This is a genomic window from Bradyrhizobium ingae (assembly GCF_055791185.1).
Genome location: NZ_JBVUBB010000026.1, coordinates 95209 through 118849, shown reverse-complemented (window position 1 = coordinate 118849; position 23641 = coordinate 95209). Strand labels below are relative to the sequence as shown.

General features: G+C 61.0%; 19 protein-coding genes and 2 pseudogenes. 15 read left to right on the top strand and 6 right to left on the bottom strand.

Annotation, left to right across the window (positions count from 1 at the left end):
- Positions 1 to 243 precede the first annotated feature (243 nt).
- Together ACV1FX_RS29495 and ACV1FX_RS29490 are read left to right on the top strand one after the other, a co-directional pair.
- Positions 244 to 2238 carry an RHS repeat domain-containing protein gene (locus ACV1FX_RS29495; protein WP_473121074.1) on the top strand — a complete coding sequence of 665 codons (1995 nt, stop codon included), beginning with the start codon at positions 244 to 246 and terminating at the stop codon, positions 2236 to 2238.
- A 21-nt stretch (positions 2239 to 2259) separates the two neighbouring features.
- Positions 2260 to 2721, top strand: a complete 462-nt coding sequence (locus ACV1FX_RS29490) for a hypothetical protein (protein WP_473121073.1) — start codon at positions 2260 to 2262, stop codon at positions 2719 to 2721.
- Between the two features lie 368 nt (positions 2722 to 3089).
- Here the strand turns inward: ACV1FX_RS29490 and ACV1FX_RS29485 are convergent, their stop codons facing one another.
- Positions 3090 to 3281, bottom strand: coding sequence for a hypothetical protein (locus ACV1FX_RS29485; protein WP_473121078.1), 192 nt, complete (start codon positions 3279 to 3281; stop codon positions 3090 to 3092).
- Here ACV1FX_RS29485 and ACV1FX_RS29480 point away from each other — a divergent pair.
- Positions 3268 to 3424: pseudogene (locus ACV1FX_RS29480) on the top strand (IS66 family transposase); the annotation flags it as partial. The gene ACV1FX_RS29485 and the pseudogene ACV1FX_RS29480 sit on opposite strands and share 14 nt — an antisense overlap.
- A gap of 364 nt (positions 3425 to 3788) precedes the next feature.
- Here ACV1FX_RS29480 and ACV1FX_RS29475 read toward each other — a convergent pair.
- The 3 genes from ACV1FX_RS29475 to ACV1FX_RS29465 all read right to left on the bottom strand — a co-directional run bounded on the left by ACV1FX_RS29475 (position 3789) and on the right by ACV1FX_RS29465 (position 6512).
- On the bottom strand, positions 3789 to 4124 hold the full coding sequence (locus ACV1FX_RS29475) for a hypothetical protein (RefSeq protein ID WP_473121072.1): 336 nt from the start codon (positions 4122 to 4124) through the stop codon (positions 3789 to 3791).
- A gap of 238 nt (positions 4125 to 4362) precedes the next feature.
- Positions 4363 to 5955, bottom strand: a complete 1593-nt coding sequence (locus ACV1FX_RS29470; protein WP_473121071.1) for an ABC transporter substrate-binding protein — start codon at positions 5953 to 5955, stop codon at positions 4363 to 4365.
- Positions 5952 to 6512 (bottom strand): MarR family winged helix-turn-helix transcriptional regulator, encoded by a 561-nt coding sequence (locus ACV1FX_RS29465; RefSeq protein WP_473121070.1) that lies wholly within the window; start codon positions 6510 to 6512, stop codon positions 5952 to 5954. Before ACV1FX_RS29465 ends, ACV1FX_RS29470 begins: the two co-directional genes overlap by 4 nt.
- Positions 6513 to 6714: 202 nt before the next feature.
- Here ACV1FX_RS29465 and ACV1FX_RS29460 point away from each other — a divergent pair, with 202 nt between their 5' ends.
- The 6 genes from ACV1FX_RS29460 to ACV1FX_RS29435 all read left to right on the top strand — a co-directional run bounded on the left by ACV1FX_RS29460 (position 6715) and on the right by ACV1FX_RS29435 (position 14278).
- Positions 6715 to 7416: a creatininase family protein gene (locus ACV1FX_RS29460; protein ID WP_473121069.1), complete on the top strand. Its 702-nt coding sequence runs from the start codon at positions 6715 to 6717 to the stop codon at positions 7414 to 7416.
- 33 nt (positions 7417 to 7449) lie between these two features.
- Entirely contained in the window at positions 7450 to 8421 is a 972-nt protein-coding gene (locus ACV1FX_RS29455) for an ABC transporter permease (RefSeq protein WP_473121068.1), read from the top strand.
- The gene (locus ACV1FX_RS29450) at positions 8421 to 9296 is read left to right on the top strand and encodes an ABC transporter permease (protein WP_473121077.1); all 876 of its coding nucleotides are present in this window, start codon (positions 8421 to 8423) and stop codon (positions 9294 to 9296) included. The genes ACV1FX_RS29455 and ACV1FX_RS29450 overlap by 1 nt, the downstream gene beginning before the upstream one ends.
- The gene (locus tag ACV1FX_RS29445; RefSeq protein ID WP_473121067.1) at positions 9293 to 11020 is read left to right on the top strand and encodes a dipeptide ABC transporter ATP-binding protein; all 1728 of its coding nucleotides are present in this window, start codon (positions 9293 to 9295) and stop codon (positions 11018 to 11020) included. Before ACV1FX_RS29450 ends, ACV1FX_RS29445 begins: the two co-directional genes overlap by 4 nt.
- A gap of 334 nt (positions 11021 to 11354) precedes the next feature.
- Positions 11355 to 12329 carry a family 2A encapsulin nanocompartment shell protein gene (locus tag ACV1FX_RS29440; RefSeq protein WP_473121066.1) on the top strand — a complete coding sequence of 325 codons (975 nt, stop codon included), beginning with the start codon at positions 11355 to 11357 and terminating at the stop codon, positions 12327 to 12329.
- Positions 12330 to 12340: 11 nt separating this feature from the next.
- Entirely contained in the window at positions 12341 to 14278 is a 1938-nt protein-coding gene (locus ACV1FX_RS29435; RefSeq protein WP_473121065.1) for a family 2A encapsulin nanocompartment cargo protein cysteine desulfurase, read from the top strand.
- 461 nt (positions 14279 to 14739) lie between these two features.
- On the opposite strand, the pseudogene ACV1FX_RS29430 reads toward ACV1FX_RS29435, so the two are convergent.
- Together ACV1FX_RS29430 and ACV1FX_RS29425 are read right to left on the bottom strand one after the other, a co-directional pair.
- Positions 14740 to 15165, bottom strand: a pseudogene (locus ACV1FX_RS29430) (ATP-binding cassette domain-containing protein); the annotation flags it as partial.
- Between the two features lie 80 nt (positions 15166 to 15245).
- On the bottom strand, positions 15246 to 16310 hold the full coding sequence (locus tag ACV1FX_RS29425; RefSeq protein ID WP_473121064.1) for a LysR family transcriptional regulator: 1065 nt from the start codon (positions 16308 to 16310) through the stop codon (positions 15246 to 15248).
- Positions 16311 to 16313: 3 nt separating this feature from the next.
- Here ACV1FX_RS29425 and ACV1FX_RS29420 point away from each other — a divergent pair, with 3 nt between their 5' ends.
- The 6 genes from ACV1FX_RS29420 to ACV1FX_RS29395 all read left to right on the top strand — a co-directional run bounded on the left by ACV1FX_RS29420 (position 16314) and on the right by ACV1FX_RS29395 (position 23619).
- The gene (locus ACV1FX_RS29420) at positions 16314 to 17246 is read left to right on the top strand and encodes a bile acid:sodium symporter family protein (protein ID WP_473121063.1); all 933 of its coding nucleotides are present in this window, start codon (positions 16314 to 16316) and stop codon (positions 17244 to 17246) included.
- Entirely contained in the window at positions 17236 to 18249 is a 1014-nt protein-coding gene (locus ACV1FX_RS29415; RefSeq protein ID WP_473121062.1) for a DUF2891 domain-containing protein, read from the top strand. Before ACV1FX_RS29420 ends, ACV1FX_RS29415 begins: the two co-directional genes overlap by 11 nt.
- A 278-nt stretch (positions 18250 to 18527) precedes the next feature.
- Positions 18528 to 19397 (top strand): TauD/TfdA dioxygenase family protein, encoded by an 870-nt coding sequence (locus ACV1FX_RS29410; RefSeq protein ID WP_473121061.1) that lies wholly within the window; start codon positions 18528 to 18530, stop codon positions 19395 to 19397.
- Between the two features lies 1 nt (position 19398).
- The gene (locus ACV1FX_RS29405; RefSeq protein ID WP_473121060.1) at positions 19399 to 20784 is read left to right on the top strand and encodes an LLM class flavin-dependent oxidoreductase; all 1386 of its coding nucleotides are present in this window, start codon (positions 19399 to 19401) and stop codon (positions 20782 to 20784) included.
- On the top strand, positions 20781 to 22031 hold the full coding sequence (locus ACV1FX_RS29400; RefSeq protein ID WP_473121059.1) for an SfnB family sulfur acquisition oxidoreductase: 1251 nt from the start codon (positions 20781 to 20783) through the stop codon (positions 22029 to 22031). The genes ACV1FX_RS29405 and ACV1FX_RS29400 overlap by 4 nt, the downstream gene beginning before the upstream one ends.
- Positions 22018 to 23619 carry an ABC transporter substrate-binding protein gene (locus ACV1FX_RS29395; RefSeq protein ID WP_473121058.1) on the top strand — a complete coding sequence of 534 codons (1602 nt, stop codon included), beginning with the start codon at positions 22018 to 22020 and terminating at the stop codon, positions 23617 to 23619. Before ACV1FX_RS29400 ends, ACV1FX_RS29395 begins: the two co-directional genes overlap by 14 nt.
- The last annotated feature ends 22 nt before the right edge of the window (positions 23620 to 23641 follow it).

Below are 23641 nucleotides of genomic sequence, written 5' to 3'. Positions count from 1 at the left end.
GGCGCCGAGACCGAAATAGGCCTGCTGGCCCACCGAGACCAGACCGGCATAGCCGGAGAGCAGGTTCCACATCGCGGCAAGCAGGATGTAGACGAACAGCGTGGTCAGCTTGTCCAGGACCTGGGCGCTGCCGATCAGCGGCGCGAGCGCAAGCAAGACGAGCACCACGGCCGCACCAGCTACAGCCTGACCACCGGCAACGGTCTCGTTACCAACCGCAGCTTCGAGGCGACCACGGGCCGCTTGACCAGCCTCACCACCGGCAGCGGCGCCGGCACCGCGGTGCAGAACCTCGCGTATACCTATGACAAGCTCGGCAATCCGCTGTCGCGCAGCGAAGCCAATACCAACCTGTCGGAGACCTTCACCTACGACACGCTGAACCGGCTCGCCTCCTCGACGGTCAATCTCAGTCCGACGCCACTGGCTAAAACCTTCACTTACAGCGCGATCGGCAACATGCTGACGAAGTCGGATGTCGGCACCTACGGCTATCCGGCCGCAGGCCAGGCGCGGCCGCATGCGGTCACCAGCATCAGCGCGGGCTTGATCTCGACCACGTTCACCTATGACCTCAACGGCAACCAGACCTCGGGCCTGAACCGCACCATCGCCTGGACCCCCTACAACAAGCCGGCGAGCATCACGCAGGGCACCCGCACCATCAGCTTCACCGACGACACCGAGCACCAGCGCATCAAGCAGGTGACCCCGGAGGGCACGACGCTCTACATCGGCGCCTTCGGCGTGCTGGCGGAGGTCACCAATCCCGGCCAGACCTCGCAGAAGTGGACCGACTATCTCTCGGTCGGCAACGCCAAGGTCGGCATGCACGTGCTGCAAACGGCATCGGAGACGCTGATCACGCGCTACTTCCACACCGACCATCTCGGCTCGATCTCGGTCATCACCGACGAGAATGCCCTGGTCGTCGAGCGTCTCAGCTACGACGCCTGGGGCAAGCGGCGTAACGTGGACGGCACCGACGACACCACCGGGAGCGTCACCAGCCAGACCACGCGCGGCTTCACCGGCGAGGAGCAACTGTCGGTTGGAAGTCTCGTGCATCTGAACGGGCGCGTCTACGACGCCCTGCTTGCAAGGTTCACCTCGGCCGATCCGACGGTGACCGATCCGACCAACCCGCAGGGCTGGAACCGCTACTCCTACGTCGGCAACGACCCGCTCGCCTTCACCGATCCCAACGGGTTCTCGTGGCTGTCGAGCTTCTTCCACAGCGTCAGCCACGCGATCACGGCCGCCGTCAACTTCCTCAAAAGCAACTTCATGTCGATCGTCCAGATCGCGATCAACGTTGCCGTGACGTTCGTTACGGGAAGTCCGATCATCGGTGCGGCAGTCGCCGCAGCCGTTGTCACGGGACTAACGGGTGGCAATCTCGGGCAGATACTAAAGGCGGCAGCGCTTGCTGCGGTCACGACACTCGCATTCCAGGCGATAGGTCCTGCACCCACTCTTGCGTCGGTTGGAGCGAACCCGATCGGCTATGCCGCGTATGTTGCCGAAAATGCGGCTGTCGGCTGTGCTTCCTCGGTCGCGTCGGGTGGCTCGTGCAAGTCCGGAGCATTGGCATCGGCCGCCGGTGCTGCACTCTCGCCCGTCACAAGCTCAGTGTTCAAGAATCCTCTGCATGACGTTGGTGATCTCGTCGGCGGCACGATCGTTCAGGCGACCGCCGGAGGACTTGCATCCGTCGCCGGCGGCGGAAAGTTTGCTAACGGCGCGGTTACAGCGGGATTCCAGTATCTCGCGACGGCAAGTCTCGAAGCAGCAAAAGAGCAGAAATTGTCAACGGACCGCGAAGCGTTGATGAACGCGATGGGAGCCGATCTCAACATCAATCTGGGTGAGGGGTATACAGGACGCATCGATACCTTTAATAGTCGGGGTGGACAATCGCTCTTCGAAGTCCATGTTTTCAAAGGAGGCGATGAGGTCGGCGTATGGGGACCAGAAGGGTGGATAAATAAGCACGGCGGTATCCCTGAAGACACTCTACCGGGGCTTGAGGATCGTCTTCGTGGCATATCGATTGATGAACTGCGCGCCCGAGGCATCCTTCCCGAAAAGGGAAAAGCGGATATTAAGAACGTACTTCTGAACGTCCTGATACAGCGGTATATGAGAGTTGGTACGCCTGCTTTCATCCTCGATTCAGTTGTCGGGACCTCAATGTGTGGATCGATTGCAGGAGCACCAGGCTGCAACAAGCTATAGCGGCAGCGAGTGAGACAGGAGATGAAGTATATTGCGGACGGCAAGCGGGGTTTTGATCATGGTCCCTACTGGCGATATCTTGAGACCGTCAGAGGGGTGATGCCTTCTCACCTTTTTGAGTTTGCATGGAATGAAGACAATCACAATCTGACTAGCCCAAATAGCTTGCACGATGCCTGGCTAGACGCTTGGAAGATCTCGGAGCTTGAACTGCGTAAACCGCACCAGTCTCGCGAGGTAAGTATTGACGCACGCTTTGTTGGCCCAATGCACGACCGATACGTGCATTTGCGTTATCGAGACGTAAGAATGCATACAATAACAGCAAATAGCGGATCGCAGTATGGGGACCTACTCGTTCACGAGATGCGGATTGAACGAGAGGGGGTGTATGCGCACGAATTGCTCTTTGCTGGGGGAGCAATTTTTACGGTTCATTTTGTAGGGTTCGAACATCAAATCGAACTTTTCAGTAGTCACTAGTGGACTGCCCCCTTAAGTTATCGTGCTTTGTTTTGCGCGAACGCGGTATTACAGTGACACCCATTAGCCGGCCGGTCGTCAAGGGCGCAGCGCGATTTTTTTTGGCAGCGTGGGCTGCCAATTGATTTTAGTCGTCGCTTTCAGCTGCCGTGCTCGAACCGCACCCGTTTCTTCGGTCGATGGCTGCGTCCGCATCGCGGATCGCGCCAGACACCCATCAGGATCAAGCATCGGCCCAAGAAGTCCGAGAAGTGAGGCCTGTGCCCTGGCGGCATGGCCGCCCCAGAAGAACGTTGGTACCGTCCCGTATCCAAAAGAGTTGCACAGAACCGTGGCTGCCGGCAGGCCGGCGCCAATCTCCGGATGGCTTACGGTTCGGGCGATCCGCTGTCACCGCGGCTGGTAACGGTGATCAGCCCAATTGTCGGATCGTCGTCGTCCGTCAGGTAAAGCAGCGGGGTGCCTTGAACGGCATGCCGCTCCTCCAGGATATGATAGCTGGCAAGCGCCAGCTTGTGCGCCAACGCCTTGGTGGTGAAAACTGCGCCGGTCCTGGCCAAGGGCAAGGACCAGGACCAGATCCGCCGATTCTGGACCTACGCACGAGGACGACCGCCCGTTCGCCGTGGCCAATTCGCTGGCAGACGTGTTCCTCTGTTCGCCGGACCGGGGCGGTGAGCATCCGGAGGAGCATCTGGCGGGCTAGTCTGCAATTTACAATTCCGTTGTAAGCTATTGATCCGTATAGTCTTCTTGATGCGGAATTTTACAGCCAAGTACCTGTAGATATTCATGAAAGATCTGACTCTTAATCAGCGGGTCCCAGGTTCGAGCCCTGGTGCGCCCACCATTGGAAAGTTCTTGTTTTCCAAGCCCTTCGCCGAGTAGTCGCCGAGAACAAAATGGGTCTCGCGCGACGTTTTTGTGGTTGAACATCGCACGGTTCGCGACGAGTCTTCGACGTTCTTCTGAACCACTGCAGCAAACTCGGAACAGAACCGCGCTGCATCGCTTCGGCACGGCGATTGCCAGACTAAATTAGTGGGCGTTATCAACTGAGCCGAGTATCACAGACGGGATCGTACCGAGTTTACCGAACCTAAATTCGGCCCTTCGGCGATCAGCCCTTCATCCCTTCTTTGCAGATGCACGGTATCGCGTGCAACGAAGCCGAATACGGCAACCGCGCGCGCCAGGCGGTGATGCTCCTCAAGCTGCCTCGGATGATCCGGAGGTCCGCGAGTGGATAGGTGTCGATGGGTTGCGAATAGTCCGCGTTTGATCGGCCGCAGAAATTCGTCGAGCACTCCATCGAAACTGACTGGAAAGGCAGTGATGGCGATGTGCACGCGTTCGGACTTCGACTTCAGCGGCCCGTCCAGCAAGATGATCTCGATCTCCACGCTCTTCGTCTATTCGAATGGATCGTCACTCCATCAGCTGACGTGGTTCGCGAGCGACGTGCTGAGCTTGGGCAGGCCGGCGCGCTGGAATTTCGGGCTGCGCGTAGCAGTCCGATTGCACTTTATGACGAGAGCGAGCTCGCGTCGGTCTATCCTCGGCATCTGATCGGAGCGGGACCATGCAAAACGCCTATGAGTCGAGAAAGCTGGGCCAAGACCCAGCTTTTGCTGTGCATGCTCACTTGGCAGGCCGAATATCTGTAGCGAGAGTATCTTCGTCCGAGCGCGGCGTGATGTTCAATCCTTTCTTCATGCCCCAAGCTGAAACGATGGAGGCTATCGCAAGGTTCGGCCGATCGCTCGCGACCAGTGCATTTGCAGCTTCCAGATCCTTCTTGCGCTTGTCGCCGTCCATTTCGACGCCGGCACTTTGAATCAACGCGTCGAGCTGAGGATTGGAATAGTTGCGGACGTTGTATGCGCCGAGTTTCTTGTCCGGCGCATTGGAATGAACTAGCGAGGACAGGGTATAGTTGGATTCACCCGTCAACGTTCCCCAGCCCGACATCGTCAGCGAATAATCGCCGCGAGTGTTCGCCGGGAAGAACACCGCGCCCGGCTGGGCATTCACCTGCACGTCGATGCCGATCGCAGTCAGCATCTGGGCAATGGTAGTGCCTGCCTCCTTGTCGCCCGGCAGGCGGTCGTTGGTGAAGGTGAGAACGACCTTGAAACCATCGGGATACCCGGCTTCGGCGAGAAGCTTCTTTGCCCGCTCGGGGTTCGCGACCGTGGTCTTGAGATTGGTGTTGTAGCCGAAGATGTTCGCTGTCACCAATTGCGACTGCGGCGCGCCCATGCCTTCCATCGCAACATCGGCGATCGCCTCGCGATCGATCGCCAGATCGAAGGCTTCGCGTACACGCGGATCCTGGAAGGGATTCTTCGCAAGCGGGGAGCCGTCCTTCGCCTTGACCTGCGGCGGCTTGTCACGGAAGTCGAACGAGATATTGAAGGAGTAAACGCTGTTTTCCCGCACGATTCTCAGCTTCGAATCGGTTTGCAGCGTGGGCACGTCGGAGGCGGGAATGCGGGCGATCAGATCGACCTGGCCGGCCTTGAGCTGCGCGACGCGTGCGGCATCGTTGGGAATCTCCTTGCGGACGACCTTGTCCCAAGGCTCCTTTCCGCCCCAATAGTCGTCGAAGCGTTGCAGCACCAATTGCTCCTTGGGAGTCCAGGATACGAATTTATACGGTCCGGTGCCGACCGCCGCCTTGCCGGTATTGAATCCCTCCGCCGCCTTTTCCGGCGTGTCGGAATAATCCTTGGCCGCGACATGCGAGACGACGAACAGGCGAACGAAATCATTCGGCAGGGTTGGCGCCGGGCCATCGGTCTTGATGCGCAGCGTATGGGCATCGACGACCTCCACGGACTTGACGCGACGGACATAGATCGTCGTCGGATTGGGGCCGGTGACACGCGGAATGCGTTCGATCGAGAATTTGACGTCGTCCGCGGTGAAATCGGAGCCGTCGTGAAACTTGACGCCCTCACGAAGCTTGAACTCCCAAGTCGTGGCATCGATCGGCATCCATTTCGTCGCAAGTCCCGGCTGCAGTTCGAGATTGTTGCCTGATTTTATCAGCGTGTCATAGATGTGCTTCATCGCCTCGGCGTGGGTGCCGGCCGAGGTGAAATCGGGGTCGATGGACAACGGCCCGGCGCGTACACCGATCGTCAGGTCGGCCGCCGTGGCGAGACTGGAAACGCTGCTCAACAATATCGGTGCAAGCGCAACGATGCGTGCACTTTGAAACAACCTCACTCTTCATGCTCCTCGGTAAGGATTGGGGGCCAATTCGGAGAATCCACGACAACCTTCGCCAGCAGCTCGGAAAGCATGAGCCGTTCCGCCGGAGTAAGTCCCGACATCATGACTCTCTCCCGTTCGATCATCGGCTGCATGGCTTGATCGACGATGCTTTTGCCTTCGTTGGTGATGTAAAGGACGAAGCTTCTCAGGTCCGCCGGATCGACTTCGCGGCGGACGATGTTCTTGTCAATCAGGCGCTGGATCGCGCGGCTGATCGTATTCTTGGGAAAGCCGGACGAACTGCAGATCGCGCTTGCCTTCAATCCATCGGAGAGACCGAGCGCGTAGATGACCACCACTTCCGGGCGGCTCACGCCATGTTCCTTCTCCAGGAGCCGGTAGATCGGCTCATTGAACTGGAGGGCCAGGAAGTTGATGCGAAACGACAGCCAGCACGGATTTTGCCACAGCTTGATCGCCACCAGATCGTCCACCGGCTGATCGCCGGCGGCACGCTTTCCCCCTTCCTGCAGCAGCTCTTCCAAAGCGGAATCGGGCACCGAGGTCACGGCAGGGGTCTTTCACATCAAATGAATTTAGTTCCGTTTGGAACTTGACTATAGATTATTTGACCGTCAACCTCTTTTTTTAGTCTCGTTTGGAACGTGTTGACGGGCGAATGGGGCGATTTGAGCATAGGAGCGCTATGCCTCGATGGGATCGCGCAAAATCCTTGCGCCGATTGCAGCAGCTTTAGAACAGGAGGACTGTTTGAAGATTCAGGACATGAATTGGCTGCAACTCGAGCAGCAGGTCAAAAAAGACGATCGCTGCATCCTTCCGATCGGCAGCGTCGAGCAACACGCCTATCTCAGTCTCGCCACGGACATGGTTCTTGCCGAAAAGGTCGCGGTCGATGCCGCAGCCGGCCTCGGCATCCCGGTCTTTCCGGTGCTGGCTTATGGTCTAGCATCCTCCTTCGAAGCCTTTCCCGGCACGCTCAGTCTCTCGCTTTCGACTTATCTCGGCGTCATCCGCGATCTCATGGACAGTCTTTACCGGTCCGGCTTTCGCCGCATCCTCGTGGTCAACGGCCACGGCGGCAACGCGCCGGCCACGACGATCATCTCCGAATGGCTGAATCTCCATTCCGATGCCTCGGTCAAATTCCACGATTGGTGGCGCGCGCCGCGCACCTGGGCCAAGGTGATGGAGCTCGATCCCGCGGCATCGCATGCCTCCTGGATGGAAAACTTTCCCTGGACACGCACCAACGATTCCGCTCAGCCGCAATCCGCCAAGGCGCAGATCGATTTTGCCGCTCTTGCGCGTGTCGGCGCGGCGAAGAAGCGCGAATTGCTGGGCGACGGCAATTACCATGGCCTCTATCAGCGAGCAGACGACGACATGCATGCCGTCTGGGCCGTTGCGGTCGAGGAGACGAGAAGTCTGCTGGAAAGCGATTGGCACTGAATGTGCAGGCGAAAGCCGTAGAGCGGACGAGATATGTTTGGCTTCATCCTCCAAAGAGCCTGGCAGGCCTGCATCGTGGTCGTCGCCATGTCGGTGCTGGTCTTCTGCGGTGTCCATGCCGTGGGCAATCCGGTGGACGTGCTGATCTCGCCCGATGCGACGCAGGACATTCGTGCCGCCGTCATCGCCCAATACGGTCTCGATCAGCCGCTGTGGCAGCAATATCTGGGCTTTCTCGGCCGCCTGGTCCATAGCGATTTCGGCCGATCCTTCGTCTACAACATGCCGGTCAGCGAGCTCATCCTCTCGCGCTTGCCAGCGACCCTGGAATTGACCTTGGCCGCCGTGCTGTTTGCCAGCCTCGTCGGGGTGCCGATCGGTATGTATGCCGGCTATCGGCCGCATACTTTTGTATCGCGCGCCATCATGGCCTTATCGATCCTCGGCTTCTCCGTTCCGGCATTCTGGTTCGGCTTGATGTTGATCATGGTCTTCGCGGTCCAGTGTGGCTGCCTGCCGGCCGGGGGCCGCGGCGAGACCGTCAGCCTGTTCGGCACGCAGTTCAGTTTCCTGACAGTCGACGGCCTTTCGCATCTCGTCCTGCCCGCGCTTAATCTTGCGCTGTTCAAGTTCTCGCTGATGATCCGTCTCGCCCGAGCAGGCACGCGCGAGCTGATGCTGAGCGACACCGTGAAGTTCGCGCGCGCGGCCGGCATTTCGGAATTCATCATTCTGCGCCGCCACGTCTTGCGGTTGATTTCCATCCCACTTGTCACGGTCTTCGGTCTCGAGCTCGGCTCCACTCTCGCCTTCGCCGTAGTGACCGAAACGATCTTCTCCTGGCCCGGTCTCGGTAAGCTCATCATCGACAGCATCACCTCGCTCGACCGGCCTGTCATGGTTGCCTATCTCATGTTGATCGCCCTGCTATTCATCTTCATCAATCTTATGGTCGATCTCACTTATGCCTTGCTCGATCCGCGTCTTCGGAAAGGGCGCGCATGATGCGCGACAGTCCCTTTCTCCGTTTTCTCGACGACTTCAGAAAAAATAAGGTCGCCACCGGCGCAGCGATCGTCGTTGTCCTGATTGTCGTCCTGGCCGTCGTCGCCCCCTTGGTGATGCCGCAGGATCCCTACGATCTCGCCCATCTCGTGCTTCGCGATGCGCGGCGGCCGCCGGGCTATGTCGGAAGCGCCGGCTATACGCATTGGCTCGGCACGGATTCGCAAGGTCGCGATCTCTTGTCGGCAATCATCTACGGCCTTCGCATTTCGCTGCAGATGGGCGTGATCGCCGGCGCTGTCGCCTTTGCCCTCGGTGCGCTGGTCGGCTGTACGGCGGCCTATATCGGCGGGCGCGTGGAGAGCGTCGCGATGCGGCTCGTCGATTTGCAGCTTTCCTTTCCGGCGATCCTGCTTGCGTTCGTGATCGCCGCGCTGCTCGGCCAGGGGCGCTACCAACTGATCCTGGCGCTGATCTTTGCGCAGTATGCCTATTTCGCCCGCACCGCCCATGGCACGGCCGCCGCGGAACGGCAGAAGGACTATGTCGAGGCTGCGCTTTCGATCCCGCTATCGCCTTGGCGTGTCGTTTTCAAACATATGCTGCCGAACTCCCTGCCGCCGCTGATTGTCGTGGCGACAGTGCAGATTGCCAGCGCCATTTCTCTCGAAGCGACGCTTTCCTTCCTCGGTGTCGGTCTTCCGCCGTCGGAGCCGTCGCTCGGCATGCTGATCGCCAACGGCTTCCAGTATCTGCTTTCAGGGCGTTACTGGATCTCGATCTACCCTGGCCTCGCGCTGATCCTGTTCATCGTGTCGCTGAATCTGGTCGGCGACCAGATCCGCGACCAGCTCAATCCGAGGCTGCGCCGATGATCGCCCTGCCATTCAGCGAGACGAGGCGGTCTCTGCTTGACGTCAGCAATCTGAAGACCTGGTTTCCGGGTAGCCGGGGCGAGGTGAGGGCGGTGGACGGCGTGTCCTTCTCGGTCTCGCCGGGCGAAGTGCTTGGTATTGTCGGGGAATCCGGTTCCGGCAAGTCGGCGACCGGCTTTTCGATCATTGGGCTGATCGACGAACCTGGCCGCATCGTGGAAGGGTCGATCAAGCTCGAAGGTCGCGAATTGATCGGCCTGCCGCAGGAAGAGCTACGAAAAATCCGCGGCAAGACCGTCTCCATGGTCTTCCAGGACCCCATGGCGGCGCTCAACCCGGTGCTGAGCATCGGAATGCAGATCAGGCTTGGGCTGGAAGCCCATGAACGGATCGGCCCAAGGGAAGCGCGCGAACGGGCGATTGCCGCCCTGGCCCAGGTGCGCATCAGCGAGCCCGAGCGAAAGGTCGATTTCTTTCCTCATCAGTTTTCCGGCGGCATGCGGCAGCGGGTCGCGATCGCGATCGCACTTCTGCATCGGCCGAAGCTCGTCATCTGCGACGAACCCATGACGGCGCTCGACGTTTCGATTCAGGCCGAGATCCTGAGGGAGATGAAGGCGCTGGTCTCCGATCTCGGCATGGCGCTGATATGGATCAGCCACGATCTCGCAACCGTTGCCTCCATCGCCGACCGCGTCGCTGTGATGCGGTCGGGCCATATCGTGGAAAGCGGACCCGCACTTGCCGTCCTGACCAAGCCACAGCATGACTACACCAAGACCCTGCTGAATGCTCTGCCCTCGCGCGCCAGTCCCGGTCAGCTGCTGTTGCGCAGCGCCGGCGTTCCCGATGCAGCGCCGCCGGCGCGAAAGGTGACTTCCGGCGACGTTGTCGCGCTCGGCAGCCCCTACCTCGTCATAAACGATGCCGTCAAGACATTCGTAAAGCCGGCCAGCCTGTTCGCAAGACTGCAGTTTCGGCTTACCGGCGCGAAGCCACCATCGACGCCCAATGCCGTCGATGGTGTCGACATCGTCTTGAACAGGGGCGAAGTTCTCGGTCTCGTGGGCGAATCTGGATCGGGAAAATCCACGCTCGGCCGGATGGCAGCCGGGATCATGGCTCCGACCTCAGGTCGTGTGCGGCTCGCCGGCCAGCCGGTGATGAGCTCCGGCTCGATGCCGCGCAAGATCACCACGCGCATACAGACCATTTTTCAGGATCCCTTCGCCTCGCTCAATGGCCGCATGCGCATCGGGGATACCCTGTCTGAAGGACCGCTGGCGCACGGCCTGATCAGCCGCGGCCAGACAACAGATTACATCAGGCAATGGCTCGCGGCCGTGGGTCTCGATCCGGCTTATGCCGACCGCTTTCCTCACCAATTCTCCGGCGGTCAACGCCAGCGCATCGCCATTGCGCGTGCGCTTGCGATGCAGCCGGACGTCGTCGTCTGCGACGAACCGGTCGCTTCGCTCGATGTCTCCATCCAGGCGCAGATCATCAATCTGTTGATCCGCCTGCGATCTAAGCTCGATCTGTCGCTCATCTTCATCAGCCATGACCTATCGGTCGTCCGGCATCTCTGTGACCGCGTGGCGATCATGCACCGTGGGCGGATCGTAGAGGAAGGCGCGGCGGAAGCCATCTATGCCAGGCCACAGAATGACTACACGAAGCGGCTGCTTGCCGCGGTGCCGACGCTTCCTCGGACGATCGCGTGACCGAAAAAGCGGCGTCGGCCCCCTTCCTTGCCGCCCTTGTCGTATCTCTTGTATTCGGCCCTTTGGTATTCGCCGCGATTGAGCGCTGCCCGAACTCCTGTTGTGCCGCACTAACCCGGAGCCGCAAACAGGCTTGCGGAGCGCCGATGCCTCTGGTGCTTGAGAGGTCGACATCGATATCCATTATAAAAGCCGTGACTCCGCTATAACGGAGAAAAATAATGTCCTCGTTGAGATTCCTATTGGCATGGCATTGCCAATCAAAATCATTTCGTGGATGGAAAATCCAAACGGTTGCCCTTGCTGATCAGCAATACCGGATTGGAGAATGCCCATGGCCGACGATACGGACTCCCGACGAACGCTTGCCGAAGGTGCGGCGCGTCAACTTGCCAACGCGACCAAAACCCGAGCGCAGTGGGGCGGCATCACACCGCGATGGCTGGTGCCGCTTCTGCAGTGGACGCCGGTCGAAGCAGGTATCTTCCGCCTCAATCGAGTCAAGGAGACGCGTGGCGCAACAGCCGTATCCTCGCTCGACGTGCAATGCAGCCCGCCGCGTGACCGCGATCCGGATTTGCCGGAAACGTTCGTGGACTACGAGGAGCAGCCCCGGGAATACTTTTTGAACGCGGTGACGACGGTGCTCGACGTCCAAACCCGCGTGTCGGACCTCTACAGCCATCCCTTCGATCAGGTCCAGGAGCAACTTCGACTGCTGATCGAGAAGGTCAAGGAGCGTCAGGAAGGCGAGCTCATCAACAATAGCGAATATGGTCTCCTAGCCAACACCGCGCCGTCGATGCGGATTGCAACGCGCGGAGGCGCACCGACGCCGGATGATCTCGATGAACTGCTTGCCAAGGTCTGGAAAGAGCCGAACTTCTTCCTGGCCCATCCCAAGGCGATCGCTGCCTTCGGTCGCGAATGCACGCGCCGCGGTGTACCGCCGCCGACCGTCACGATGTTCGGCTCGCCATTCATTACCTGGCGCGGCATCCCGCTGGTGCCGTCCGACAAGATGCCCTTCGACGCGGCCGGCAAGACGAAGATCCTGCTCCTACGCACCGGCGAGAAGAAGCAGGGTGTAGTCGGACTGTTTCAGCCCGGCGTGCCCGGCGAGGTGACGCCGAGCCTCTCGGTGCGCTTCATGGGCATCAACCGCAAGGCAATCGCCTCTTACCTGATCTCGCTGTATTGTTCGCTGGCCGTGCTCACGGAGGACGCTCTCGGCGTGCTCGATGGCGTCGAAGTCGGCAAGTACCACGAGTACGGCGATAAGTATCAGGGACAGGCGAACAAAGCTTGAGACGGCCCACAATGACGAATCCGACTGCATTACCCAAGCTGGAAGGGCCGGATCACACCGCTGCGCAAGCGGCCGGTGGCCCGGATCCGTCGTTGATCGCGCGCATGGCGAACGCTTTCTTTGCTGCGCCGCCTGCGCCATCCGCGCCTGCCCCCGGCGCGGCCCTCCCATCGGCATCGCTGTTCGGAGCCGAGCCCGCATACGGCTCGGCTCCCGGCGTGCCATCAGCCCCGATTCCTCTGACTCCCAACAACAATCCCGGCTCATCGGCGATTCCCCTACCGACCGCCGGCGCCGCGTCTCCTTCGGCGCCGATCTTTTCAGCGGATCGCGAGCTGTCACTGGTGCAAGCCCCGGAAGCCCGCGCACCGCTCGGCCTTGCACTGCCAGATGCCGGAACGCCTGCCAGCGCAACCGCGCCGTCGGCTGCCGTCGATTCGCTGCCCCAGCGTCACCTCGATTTCGCGACACTGCCGAGCCGCTTTGATAAAGGCGACCTTGCGCTCGATAGCCGGCTGCTGCCGCAGCCCTCGACGCCCGCCGGGCCATTTCCCGCCGTCGCACCGCCATCCTTCCTCGTGGCGAATCGCCCAATGCAGGTCGAGCAACCGCGAATATCGACAGCGACGTCGTTCCCGCTGGATGTCGAAGTGCTCGATCTCGGCGGTCTTGCGATTCAACATCGGACGGATGTTCCCTCTGTTGACGTGTCAGGCACCCGCGCGTTCGACGCGCATGTCTTTCGCCGCGACTTTCCGATCCTCGACCAGCAGGTGAACGGAAGACCGTTGGTCTGGCTCGACAACGGCGCGACCACCCAGAAGCCCCGTGCCGTGATCGATCGGCTCGTTCGCTTCTACACCCATGAGAATTCGAACATCCATCGCGCAGCACACACGCTGGCTGCCCGCTCGACCGACGCCTACGAATCGGCGCGCGAAAAGGTTCGCGCTTTCATCAATGCGCCGTCTACCCGCGACATCATTTTCGTGCGCGGCACTACCGAAGGTATCAATCTGGTCGCGCAGACATGGGGACGCCGCAACGTCAACAAGGACGATGAGATCATCGTTTCTCACCTCGAGCACCACGCGAACATCGTGCCGTGGCAGCAGCTCGCAGCGGAAAAGGGAGCGAAGCTGCGGGTCGCGCCGGTCGACGACAGTGGGCAGATCATCCTCGAGGAGTATGAGAAGCTGTTCAACCCGCGGACGCGCATCGTGGCGTTCACGCAGGTATCCAACGTGCTTGGTACGATCACTCCGGCGAAGGAGATGACCGAGATCGCTCATCGCCATGGTGCCCGCGTCTTGATCGACGGTGCACAGGGTATCTGCCACATGCCGGTAGACGTACAGGCCCTAGGCGCCGACTTCTACGTATTCTCCGGCCACAAGATGTTCGCGCCAACGGGCATCGGCGTTGTCTACGGCCGTGCCAGCGAGCTGGAAACGATGCCGCCCTGGCAGGGCGGCGGCAACATGATTGCTGACGTGACGTTCGAGCGAACTGTTTTCCAGAGCGCGCCGGAACGGTTCGAGGCGGGAACAGGCAACATCGCCGACGCGGTCGGCCTGGGTGCAGCGATCGACTATCTCAGCCGGATCGGCATGAGCAACATTGCCGCGTATGAGCACGAATTGCTCGAATATGCGACGCATGGACTTCTCACCGTCCCCGGCTTGAAGTTCATCGCGATGCCGCGCGAGCGAGCAGGCGTGCTGTCTTTCATCTTGGACGAGTGCAAGACCGAAGATGTTGGGAAGGCCCTCGACCAAGAGGGCATTGCGGTCCGCGCGGGGCATCATTGTGCGCAGCCGATTTTGCGGCGCTTCGGTCTCGAGAGTAGCGTTCGACCGTCCCTTGCGCTTTACAACACGCAGGAGGACGTCGACGCGTTAGTAGCCGCGCTGCTGCGTATCCAGGGACGACGCGGGCGTCGTGCATGACGGTTCGTCCATAGCCACGCAATGGATATGGGCGTTCTAGACGCGCCGCCGAGTTTGTCTCTTGACGTCAGCATCTTTGGTAGATCATTCCAGCGTATCGGCGTGAAAACTTGGAAGTGGTGACGTAGCCTTGACGAAGCGCAAACAGCGCGCGTTGGAGGTTAAGCTGGAAATGACGCAGATCGGTGGTCCTTGGGGCGGCGGTCCCTCCAGACGTTACGAGGAGCTGGCGGCGCCGTTCCGGCCTCTATTTGCTCAGGCCAGGGCGACGGCCGTTGCCAGAGACCTCGAACGCCGGTTGCCATACGATGAGATGGTCGAAGTGCTCGACGACCGGGACGGATTCGGCCAGGCATTGACTGCAAGTGGTGCAGCCATCTTCAGCGACGCGCCCGTCGAGGCCGATCAGGTCATTCTTGCAAGCGACAGGTTCAAGTACTCGAATCCGTTCTATCGGCTCGTCATCTCGCGACCCTTGCCGGCATCGGCCGCGCCGCAGCCGGTGACGTGGCCCACTTGGGCACCGCGTCGAGTAGCACAGGGGTGTAGGGATGCGTGGGTCGGGCGAACAGCTCAGCACGCGGGTGCGACCTCAACGATGCGCCCGAGATACATCACCGCCACCCGGTCGGCGAGAAATTCCACGACGGCGAGATCGTGACTGATGAAGAGATAGGAGACGCCGAGCCGATCGCGAAGATCAGGTTGAGGATCTGCGCCTGGATCGAGACATCGAGCGCGGACACCGGCTCGTCGCAGATGATCAGATCGGGCTTTGGCGCCAAGGCGCGGGCGATCCCGATGCGCTGACGCTGACCACCGGAGGATTCGTGCGAAGAGCGGGCGGCGGATGCGGCCGGCAGTCCGACGAGGTCGAGCATTCTGCGAGCCGAGCCCTGATCTCCTTTGTGGGTTCACTTGGAGACACTCTCTTTTGTCGACGTCGGGCGCCTGGCATTGATCTACTTCACCGCCTGCTGCGCAATGTCGCGCGATGCCTTCCGCCCGGAGCAGTGAATCGTATCGCGCGATTGGCCCCGCATTGGCTCGCGCTCCGGCTGATGGCGTCCATGATCCATTTGAGCGGAGGATCGACGACGGCTCGTCTGGCGTACAGCAGGTCGAAGCTGAAATCGGGGATACCAAAGGGTGGGGGGACGATCGCGACGCTTGCGGCACCAGTGAACGATCGGGCGACGCGTTCAGCCAACGTGGCGACGAGGTCAGTGCCCGCGACCGCGAACGGCACGGCAACGACATGGGCTAGCGTCGCCGCTACCCGTCGCTGAAGCCCGTGGCGAGCCAAAAAAGAGTCAATGACGCCTGGCAGACCATCTCCGCCGACGGCCGAGAACAGAGCGTGCGGCAAGGCTGCGTAATCGTCGAGACTTAGTTTCTTTGATCCTGCGGCATATTTTGCGTCGCGGATGCAAACGAAACGCTCCAAGAACAAGGGCTGCCGGACGCAGCGGGGCGAGTCAGGCAGGTGTCCGCCAACGAGCGCATCGAGCTCGCCGCGTTCCAGTTTCGTGAGGGCGGCGGTCACATCGACCAGCGGACGGACCACAAGGTCGATGCCGGGTGCTTCCCGTCGAAGCAGTCGGGTCAATTCCGGCACCAGCACGAAATCCCCGTAGTCCGTCGCGGCAAGCGTGATTCGCCGCCGTGCCGTGGCGGGATCAAAACCCTGCTCCTGCGCGAGCGCTCCGCGGATCTGACGCAACGCTTCGCCGATCGGTCCGGCGAGCGCCATTGCCTTTTCGGTCGGCTGCATGCCGGAAGCCGTGCGTTGGAACAGGTCGTCGGCAAACAGCGCGCGCAATCGCCTCAAGGCGCTGCTCATGGAGGGTTGGGCTAGGCCGATCCGCTCGGCTGCGCGGGTGACGTGACGCTCCTCCATCAACGCCTCGAAGGCCACCAGGAGGTTGAGATCGACGGCAGCTAAATTCATGACAGCAATGATGATCATTAAAACAATCCATTTCAACAATGTAATTTCGGCGGCTAACGTCTTGCGATGAATGAGTTGCAACGCATGGGACGCTCCCTCGCGCGGTGGATGCCGCGCGGGCCGACATGGCTGATCATCGGCGTGCTGGTTGGCCTCGTCCTGCCGGCCGTGGCGGAAGCCGTACGCCCATTCATGGCCGGGACGATTTTCGTGCTCGTTCTCGGCACCTTTCTTCAGCTCGACGGCGAAGCGTTCTGGCGAACGTTGCGCCAGCCTCGAATTTCACTGCTCTCGCCGGCGGTCGCGATGATGGTTTGTCCTCTGCTGGTCGGTGGTGTAGCGCGGGCAATGAACCTGGGAGAGGAGTTGGCGATCGCGCTGGTCCTGTCCGTGTGCGCTCCTCCTTCCAGCGGTACGGCGGCGGTTGCACGCATGCTCGGCCTCGATGCGACGATCCCGCTTGCCATTACGCTTCTGTCGATGGTTCTGGCGCCCGTCACCGTACCGCTGATCGCGGCGTGGTTCGCGGGCCTTTCTCTCGATCCAATCGGGCTGGCCGCAAGACTGGCTCTGCTCGTCGGCGGGTCCGGCGCACTGGCCGTGCTCCTTCGCAGCCAGGCCCCGATCCAATTGCGGAAATGCGCGAAGGCCATCGACGGGCTCGTATTGATGGCGCTGCTTCTCTTTGCCGTAGCCACCATGGCCGGAGTACGTGCGCAGATCGAGGCGCAGCCGGCCACTGCGCTCACCTTCATCGGCATTGCCTTCGCCTGTAATCTCTCCCTGCAGGGACTGGGTGCTCTTCTCATGCCGGACAGCATGGCGCAGCGCCTCACCGCCGGTCTCATTCTCGGTAACCGCAATATTGGACTCGTCTGGTCCGCCATGGGGGCGGCAGCATCGCCCATGACGACCTTATTCTTCGCTGCCGCACAGTTTCCCATCTACGTGACACCGCGCCTGATCGAATTGCTGCTCCGGCGTGTGACAGAGGACCACCGCGACAATGACCTATAGGATCCTTTCCGAAGACCTCGCAGTCCGTTTCGCCCGCATTGCACTCGGTCACGTCTGTAAGGAGTATCCCAACAAGCCGGATCAAGTGCTTGCCGGACCGCAGGATGCTCGAACGCCGCGGGAACTGCATCCTGTCTTCTATGGCAGCTATGATTGGCATTCCTGCGTCCACAGCTACTGGATGCTTGCTCGACTGCTGCGACGCCATCCGCGCTCTCCCGTCGCGGAAGAGATTCGCGCTCTGTTCGACGAGCAGCTCGTTACGGAGAAGGTCGGTGTCGAATGCGCCTATCTGGCGGCACCGACGGCGCGAGGATTCAAGCGGCCCTATGGCTGGGGCTGGCTCCTGAAGCTGGCCGCGGAGCTTCTCAAGCTCGACGAGCCGCGCTGGGCCGAGCGACTGGCGCCCCTTGCGGAGATCTTTGCGCAGCGGTTCCGAGATTTCCTGCCGCTGTCCACTTATCCGGTGCGCGTGGGTACGCATTTCAACACTGCCTTCGGATTGCGCATGGCCGCCGATTATGCTGCTGCGACGAGCGACGAGGACCTCACGGCATTGTTGCTGAGTACGGCGCTACGCTGGTACGGCGCAGACGAAGGCTGTCCCGCGTGGGGAGAGCCGGGCGGAGACGACTTCCAGTCGTCGGCCTTGATCGAGGCGGAGTGCATGCGTCGCTTGCTGGCGCCAGGCCGGTTCCTTGCCTGGTTTGACCGCTTCCTGCCGCAGCTCGCGCGGCGCGAACCCGCAACGCTGTTCCGCCCTTCGATCGTGACGGATCGCTCAGACGGCAAGATCGCTCATCTGGACGGGCTCAATCTCAGCCGCGCGTGGTGCTGGCACTCTCTCGCCGTAACCTTGCCGCATGATGATGCGCGTCGTCCGATCCTGCACGAGGCGGCTGAGCGCCATCTCGAAGTGGGATTGCCACATATTGCCGGCGATTACATGGGAGAACATTGGCTGGCGAGTTTCGCCGTGCTCGCCATTGACGACGATCGCTGACGTTCTGGATGTCGCCGCGCGCGCACGGGTGATATGTGGATAGGAGAGCATAGGCATTCTTGTTTCTCCGCGGATGACACGCAGCGCGGGCGCCCAAGCATCAACGGGACCCTCGTGGCATACACGCAGTGTACGAAGATGCGTTCGTGAAATCCTGTTTTCAGGATCCGCTCAATTATGGAGTTTATTCTCGGACGAAGGGTCTATCATGCGCTTCCGCGTGCAACCGGCTTGCGCGGTAGCTGATGCGCTGCGTGGCGCGAATGGGATCCGATATGGTGTCGAACTTACAACCTTCCTTGAAAATCGCCGCCATCAAGGCCGCTCTTGGAGCGGAGATCAGCGATTTCGATGCAACCCGCGCGCGCCCCGATGAAATTCTGTCTCTCAAGGAGGCGCTGCGTGAGCACTCGATCCTGGTGTTCAAGAACCAGAGCCCGACGGATCGGCAATTCCTCGATTTCGCGACCCGGTTTGGTGCGGTTTTCACGCCGCCGCATGATGCGCCGGTGCTGGGTTCGGATAGCAGTGGCAGGCAGCCCGATATTGTCGTGGTGTCGAATGTCACGGAAGACGGCGTGCTCGGCAATCGCGAGCTGACGGCCCATATCGACCATCAATGGGTTCCGGTGCCGTCGTCCGGTTCGCTGCTCTATGCCATCGAGGTGCCGCCGAGCGGCGGCGACACGTCATTCATCAGCCTTGCTGCTGCCTATGACGCGTTGGACGATGAAACCAAGCGCGAGATCGATGATCTCAGGCTGATTACCTACAATCCGTTCCTGCGAGCGCGGGCACCATTGCCGGGTGGTGCAGTCCTCTACCGGACCCCCGATATTGAGGCGACGCGGCCGTTCATCGATCATCCGCTCGTGCGTACCCATCCGGAGAGCGGCCGGCGCGCGCTGTTTCTCGGCGCAGCCACGGAGGTCGAGATCGTGGGCTATGCCCCGGACCGCGGTGCTGCGCTGATTGCGCGGCTGCGCGCCCATCTGGCTGATCCACGTTTCCGCTATGTGCACCAGTGGAGCGTCGGTGACATCGTGTATTGGGACAATCAGATCACCTTGCATGCGCGCGCGGGTTTTCCCGGCGAGCAGAGGCGTCTGATGAAGCGCATCAGCTTGGCGGGCAGCAGGCCGTTCTGAGATGGCCGTGCCACGGACACGGCAGATCGCCCTCTACGCCTTTGAGATGAGCGCCGTCGGCCACATCGACCATGGGTTATGGCGTCATCCGCGCGACCGGGCGATATCCTACCGGCGGCTGGATTACTGGCTCGAGCTCGCACGCATTCTGGAGCGTGGTCTGTTCGACGGGATTTTTCTCGCCGATGTGAATGGGCTCTATGACGTCTATGGCGGCGGCGCTGATGCGGCCGTCAAGGCGGCGGCTCAGGTTCCGGTCAACGATCCGGCCCTGGTCGTTTCCGCGATGGCGTCCGTCACGCATCACCTCGGTTTCGGCGTGACGTTCAATACCGGGACGGAAGCACCTTATGCACTGGCGCGCCGGCTTTCGACGCTCGACCATCTGACCGATGGACGTATCGCATGGAATATCGTCACTGGGTTTCTCGACAGCGCCGCACGTGGACACGGTTCCGGAAGACAGCCGGAGCATGATGATCGCTATGATCGCGCGGATGAGTTCATGGAGGTTGTCTATCGCCTCTGGGAGGATAGCTGGGCGCCTGATGCCGTGCTCGCCGACCGTAGGCGCGGCATCTATGCCGATCCGTCGCGCGTACAAGCTGTGCGGCATCGGGGAGAATTCTACCAGCTCGACGCGGTTCATTTGTGCGAGCCGTCGCCGCAGCGAACTCCCGTCCTTTTTCAAGCGGGAGCTTCGGCGCGGGGCCGCCGGTTTGCCGCCCGTCACGCCGAAGCGATCTTCGTGCCGAACCGCGGGATAAAGCAGACGGCGGCGCTGGTTGCAGATCTGCGCCGGCTCGTCGGCGAGGCCGGACGTGACCCCCGCGAGGTGAAGATTCTGACCGGCCTCCATGTTGTCGTGGCGGAAAGCGAAACAAGCGCTGCCGCGAAATACGGCGATTACCGGCGCTTTGCATTGCCGGAAGCAGGATTGGCGCAATTGTCCGCAGCGATCGGTATCGACCTGGCGCGCTTCGGTCTCGACGAGCTGATCCCCAAGATCGAGTCCAATGGTATCCGTTCCGTCGCCGACAGCGTCAATGGGCCGACTGGGGTGACCGTCAGGCAACTGCTCGCCGATATGTCACTCGGTGGGCGTTACCCCGTTGTCGTGGGTGATCCCGACTCGATCGCGGATCATATCGAATCCTGGGTCCGCGAAGCCGACATCGACGGCTTCAATCTGATCCGAACCGTGACGCCCGAGTGCTTTTCCGATTTTGCGGAGCTGGCGGTGCCTCGCCTGCAGGAACGCGGCCTCTACCGGCAGGCTTATGCCCCTGGCACCCTTCGCGAGAAGCTCTTTGGTCATGGTCCATGGCTCGACGCGATCCATCCAGGGCGTCGCTCGAACCCAAGCTGGAGACAACTCACGGCATGAACTTCCAGTCTTCCACGGTCACGGCAGGCGCGGCTCATGTCATTCGTGATGACGCAGAGGCGCTTTCGATCGCGCGCGCGTTGGCTGGCGAGTTTGCGGTTGGCGCTGCCGAACGCGACCGTGAAAGCAGGTTGCCGCAAGAAGAGGTCGAGCGTTTCTCGGCGTCGGGGCTCTGGGGAATCGGAGTGCCAAAAGCCTGGGGTGGGGCAGGCGTCTCGCTTGCAACTCTTGCCGAGGTCACGGCGATTATCTCCGAGGCCGATCCTTCACTTGGGCAAATCCCTCAGAACCACTACTGCCTGGTCGATGCGGTGCGTCTGGTCGGAACGGAGGAGCAAAAGGCATTCTTCTTCGCCCAGGTGTTGGCCGGCAAGCGGTTCGGCAATGCCGTCTCCGAACTTGGCACCAAAACCTTCCGTTTTATCGGTACACGGCTGTCGACGACGCCCGACGGCCTGCGGTTGAACGGACAGAAATTCTACGCCACCGGCGCGCTGTTCGCTCACTGGGTGCCTGTAGCCGCCAAAGACGACAAGGAGCGGGCGGTTCTGGCTTTCGTGCCGCGAGGCACGCGAGGGTTAGCCATCGCTGCAGATTGGGACGGCTTCGGACAGCGCACGACCGCCTCCGGCAGCGTGACGCTGACCGACGTGGCTGTCGAACCGCTCCATGTCCTTGCCCGCCATAGGTTGCTTGATCCGCCGACGATTCATGCGACTTATGCCCAATTGCTGCACGCAGCGATCGATCTCGGTATCGCGCGGGCATCGCTTGCTGACCTCAAACAATGGGTTCGCGAGCGCGTGCGGCCCGTTCCCGAGGCGACGGATCCCGACCCCGCAAAGGACCCGCTGACGCTAAGCAAGATCGGTGGCCTTGTCGTCCGCCTGCACGCAGCGGAAGCTCTGCTTCATCGTGCCGCCCGGCTTCTCGAAGTCTCCGAACTGCCGACGTCAGAGCAGGTTACCGACGGCAATGCTGCGACGGCAGAGGCCAAGATCGCAACCACCGAAATCGCGCTCGATGCGTCGAGCACCTTGATCGAGCTGAGCGGAACGCAATCCACACGCTCGATTCACGATCTCGATCGCCATTGGCGCAACGCCCGTACGCACACGGTTCACGATCCCGTTCGCTGGAAATACCACGCCGTCGGCCACCACTGGCTGCACGGCAGTCTACCAAAGCCGCTTGCGTCGCTGGACGCCTATTCTCGCAAGGCCGGAGCTACAGATGAATCGCCGTGAATTTCTCGCCAGCACTATTCTTGGGGCCGCTACCCTGCCGGCGCTGAATTCGCGCGGCTCACTGGCTGCTAATTCGGCAAGCTCGAGCCTGCGTGTGCTGGCGGAGGGCGGTCCCAATAGCCTCGATCCGCATGGCACGGGCGTCTCGTCGCCATCGCTCGGTGCATTCACCAATGTCTATGACCGCCTGATCAATTTCGATCGCACGGAGATTACGCCCGGGATCTTTCGCTACGACTATACGCGTTTCAAGGGAGAGCTGGCGGAGCGTTACGAAACGCAGGATGACGGCCGAACTCTCGTGTTTCATCTGCGTCGCGGCGCACGTTTCCATGATGGAGCCCCGATCACTGCCGCGGACGTGAAATGGTCGCTGGATCGAGGAGTGAGCCTGCCGGCCTCGAAGCGGCAACTGGCCACGGGCTCGCTGACCGACCCCGGTCAGTTCACGGCCGTCGACGATCACACGCTGACCGTCCGCCTTGAAAAACCGGATCGTTATACGCTGCCCAATCTCGCTCTCACCTTCGCTTCGGTGCTGAATGCGCAATTGGCCAAACGACACGGCAGCGACGCGGATCCCTGGGCGGCCGAGTGGGTGCGCACCAACGATGCCGGCGGGGGAGCCTTCGCGGTGGATCGTTGGGATAGCCAACGTGTGAGCTACAAGCGTTTCGCGGATTGGACCGGTGGTGAACTGCCTCAGGCTGAGCGCGCTGTGTTCGAGGTAGTGCCGACGGCCGCGAATCGGGTCGCGGCACTCGTCAAATCCGATGCCGACATCGTGCTGCAACTCCCGCCAAAGGATATCGACGGTATCATCGCGCGCAAGCAGGCCCGCATCGTTTCGGTGCCCGTGACCAATACGTTCCGCTTCCTCGCCTTCAATACCAAGACGCCGCCGTTCAACGACGTGCGGGTGCGCCGGGCGATTGCCTTTGCTTTGCCTTATGAGGATTTGTTCCAGGCCGCGGTGTTCGGCCATGGTGTGAAGCTGTTCGGCGCCTCTCAAAATGCACCAGCCGATGCGAGTTTTCCGCAGCCCTATCCGTACAAAGCCAATCTAGAACGCGCGATCGAACTGTTGCGGGAGGCCGGGCAGGCGGGCGGTCTCAAAACCAGCTTCAGCTACAATATTGCCGATACAACCATTGCGGAGCCGATCGCGCTTCTGGTGCAGGAAGCGCTCGCCAAGCTCAACATCACTGTGGAGATCGAAAAGGTCTCCGCTGCCGATTGGGGGACGCGCCTGACAGCCAAACAGGTTCCATTCTACGTCGAGAGTTCGTCGGCCTGGTTCAACGATCCCGATTACTTCTTCCGGATCTTCTTTCAGGGCGATTGGCGCTGGAATTTTGGCAATTTCGACAATCCTGCACTGAGCAAACTGGTCGAGGCGGCACGATGGGAGACGGATCGGCCCGCGTATGAACGGGCCATCCGCGAGGCCGTCGGTATTGCGTTCGCCGAAATCCCTATTCTACCGCTGTGGCAGCCGACCTTCGAGGTTGGTCTCGATCCGCGGCTGGCCGGCTTCACTTACTACATTCACGGACAGGTCGATTTCCGGCCTTTGCGTTGGAGTTGATCGTACTGTAGCTGCGGCCGGG

What these genes read in the sequence shown, in the direction of transcription:
- ACV1FX_RS29490 (WP_473121073.1), top strand. Translation starts at nt 2,260, where the DNA reads ATGAAGTATATTGCGGACGGCAAGCGGGGTTTTGATCATGGTCCCTAC.
- ACV1FX_RS29455 (WP_473121068.1), top strand. Translation starts at nt 7,450, where the DNA reads ATGTTTGGCTTCATCCTCCAAAGAGCCTGGCAGGCCTGCATCGTGGTC.
- ACV1FX_RS29450 (WP_473121077.1), top strand. Translation starts at nt 8,421, where the DNA reads ATGCGCGACAGTCCCTTTCTCCGTTTTCTCGACGACTTCAGAAAAAAT.
- ACV1FX_RS29445 (WP_473121067.1), top strand. Translation starts at nt 9,293, where the DNA reads ATGATCGCCCTGCCATTCAGCGAGACGAGGCGGTCTCTGCTTGACGTC.
- ACV1FX_RS29440 (WP_473121066.1), top strand. Translation starts at nt 11,355, where the DNA reads ATGGCCGACGATACGGACTCCCGACGAACGCTTGCCGAAGGTGCGGCG.
- ACV1FX_RS29435 (WP_473121065.1), top strand. Translation starts at nt 12,341, where the DNA reads ATGACGAATCCGACTGCATTACCCAAGCTGGAAGGGCCGGATCACACC.
- ACV1FX_RS29420 (WP_473121063.1), top strand. Translation starts at nt 16,314, where the DNA reads ATGGGACGCTCCCTCGCGCGGTGGATGCCGCGCGGGCCGACATGGCTG.
- ACV1FX_RS29415 (WP_473121062.1), top strand. Translation starts at nt 17,236, where the DNA reads ATGACCTATAGGATCCTTTCCGAAGACCTCGCAGTCCGTTTCGCCCGC.
- ACV1FX_RS29405 (WP_473121060.1), top strand. Translation starts at nt 19,399, where the DNA reads ATGGCCGTGCCACGGACACGGCAGATCGCCCTCTACGCCTTTGAGATG.
- ACV1FX_RS29400 (WP_473121059.1), top strand. Translation starts at nt 20,781, where the DNA reads ATGAACTTCCAGTCTTCCACGGTCACGGCAGGCGCGGCTCATGTCATT.
- ACV1FX_RS29395 (WP_473121058.1), top strand. Translation starts at nt 22,018, where the DNA reads ATGAATCGCCGTGAATTTCTCGCCAGCACTATTCTTGGGGCCGCTACC.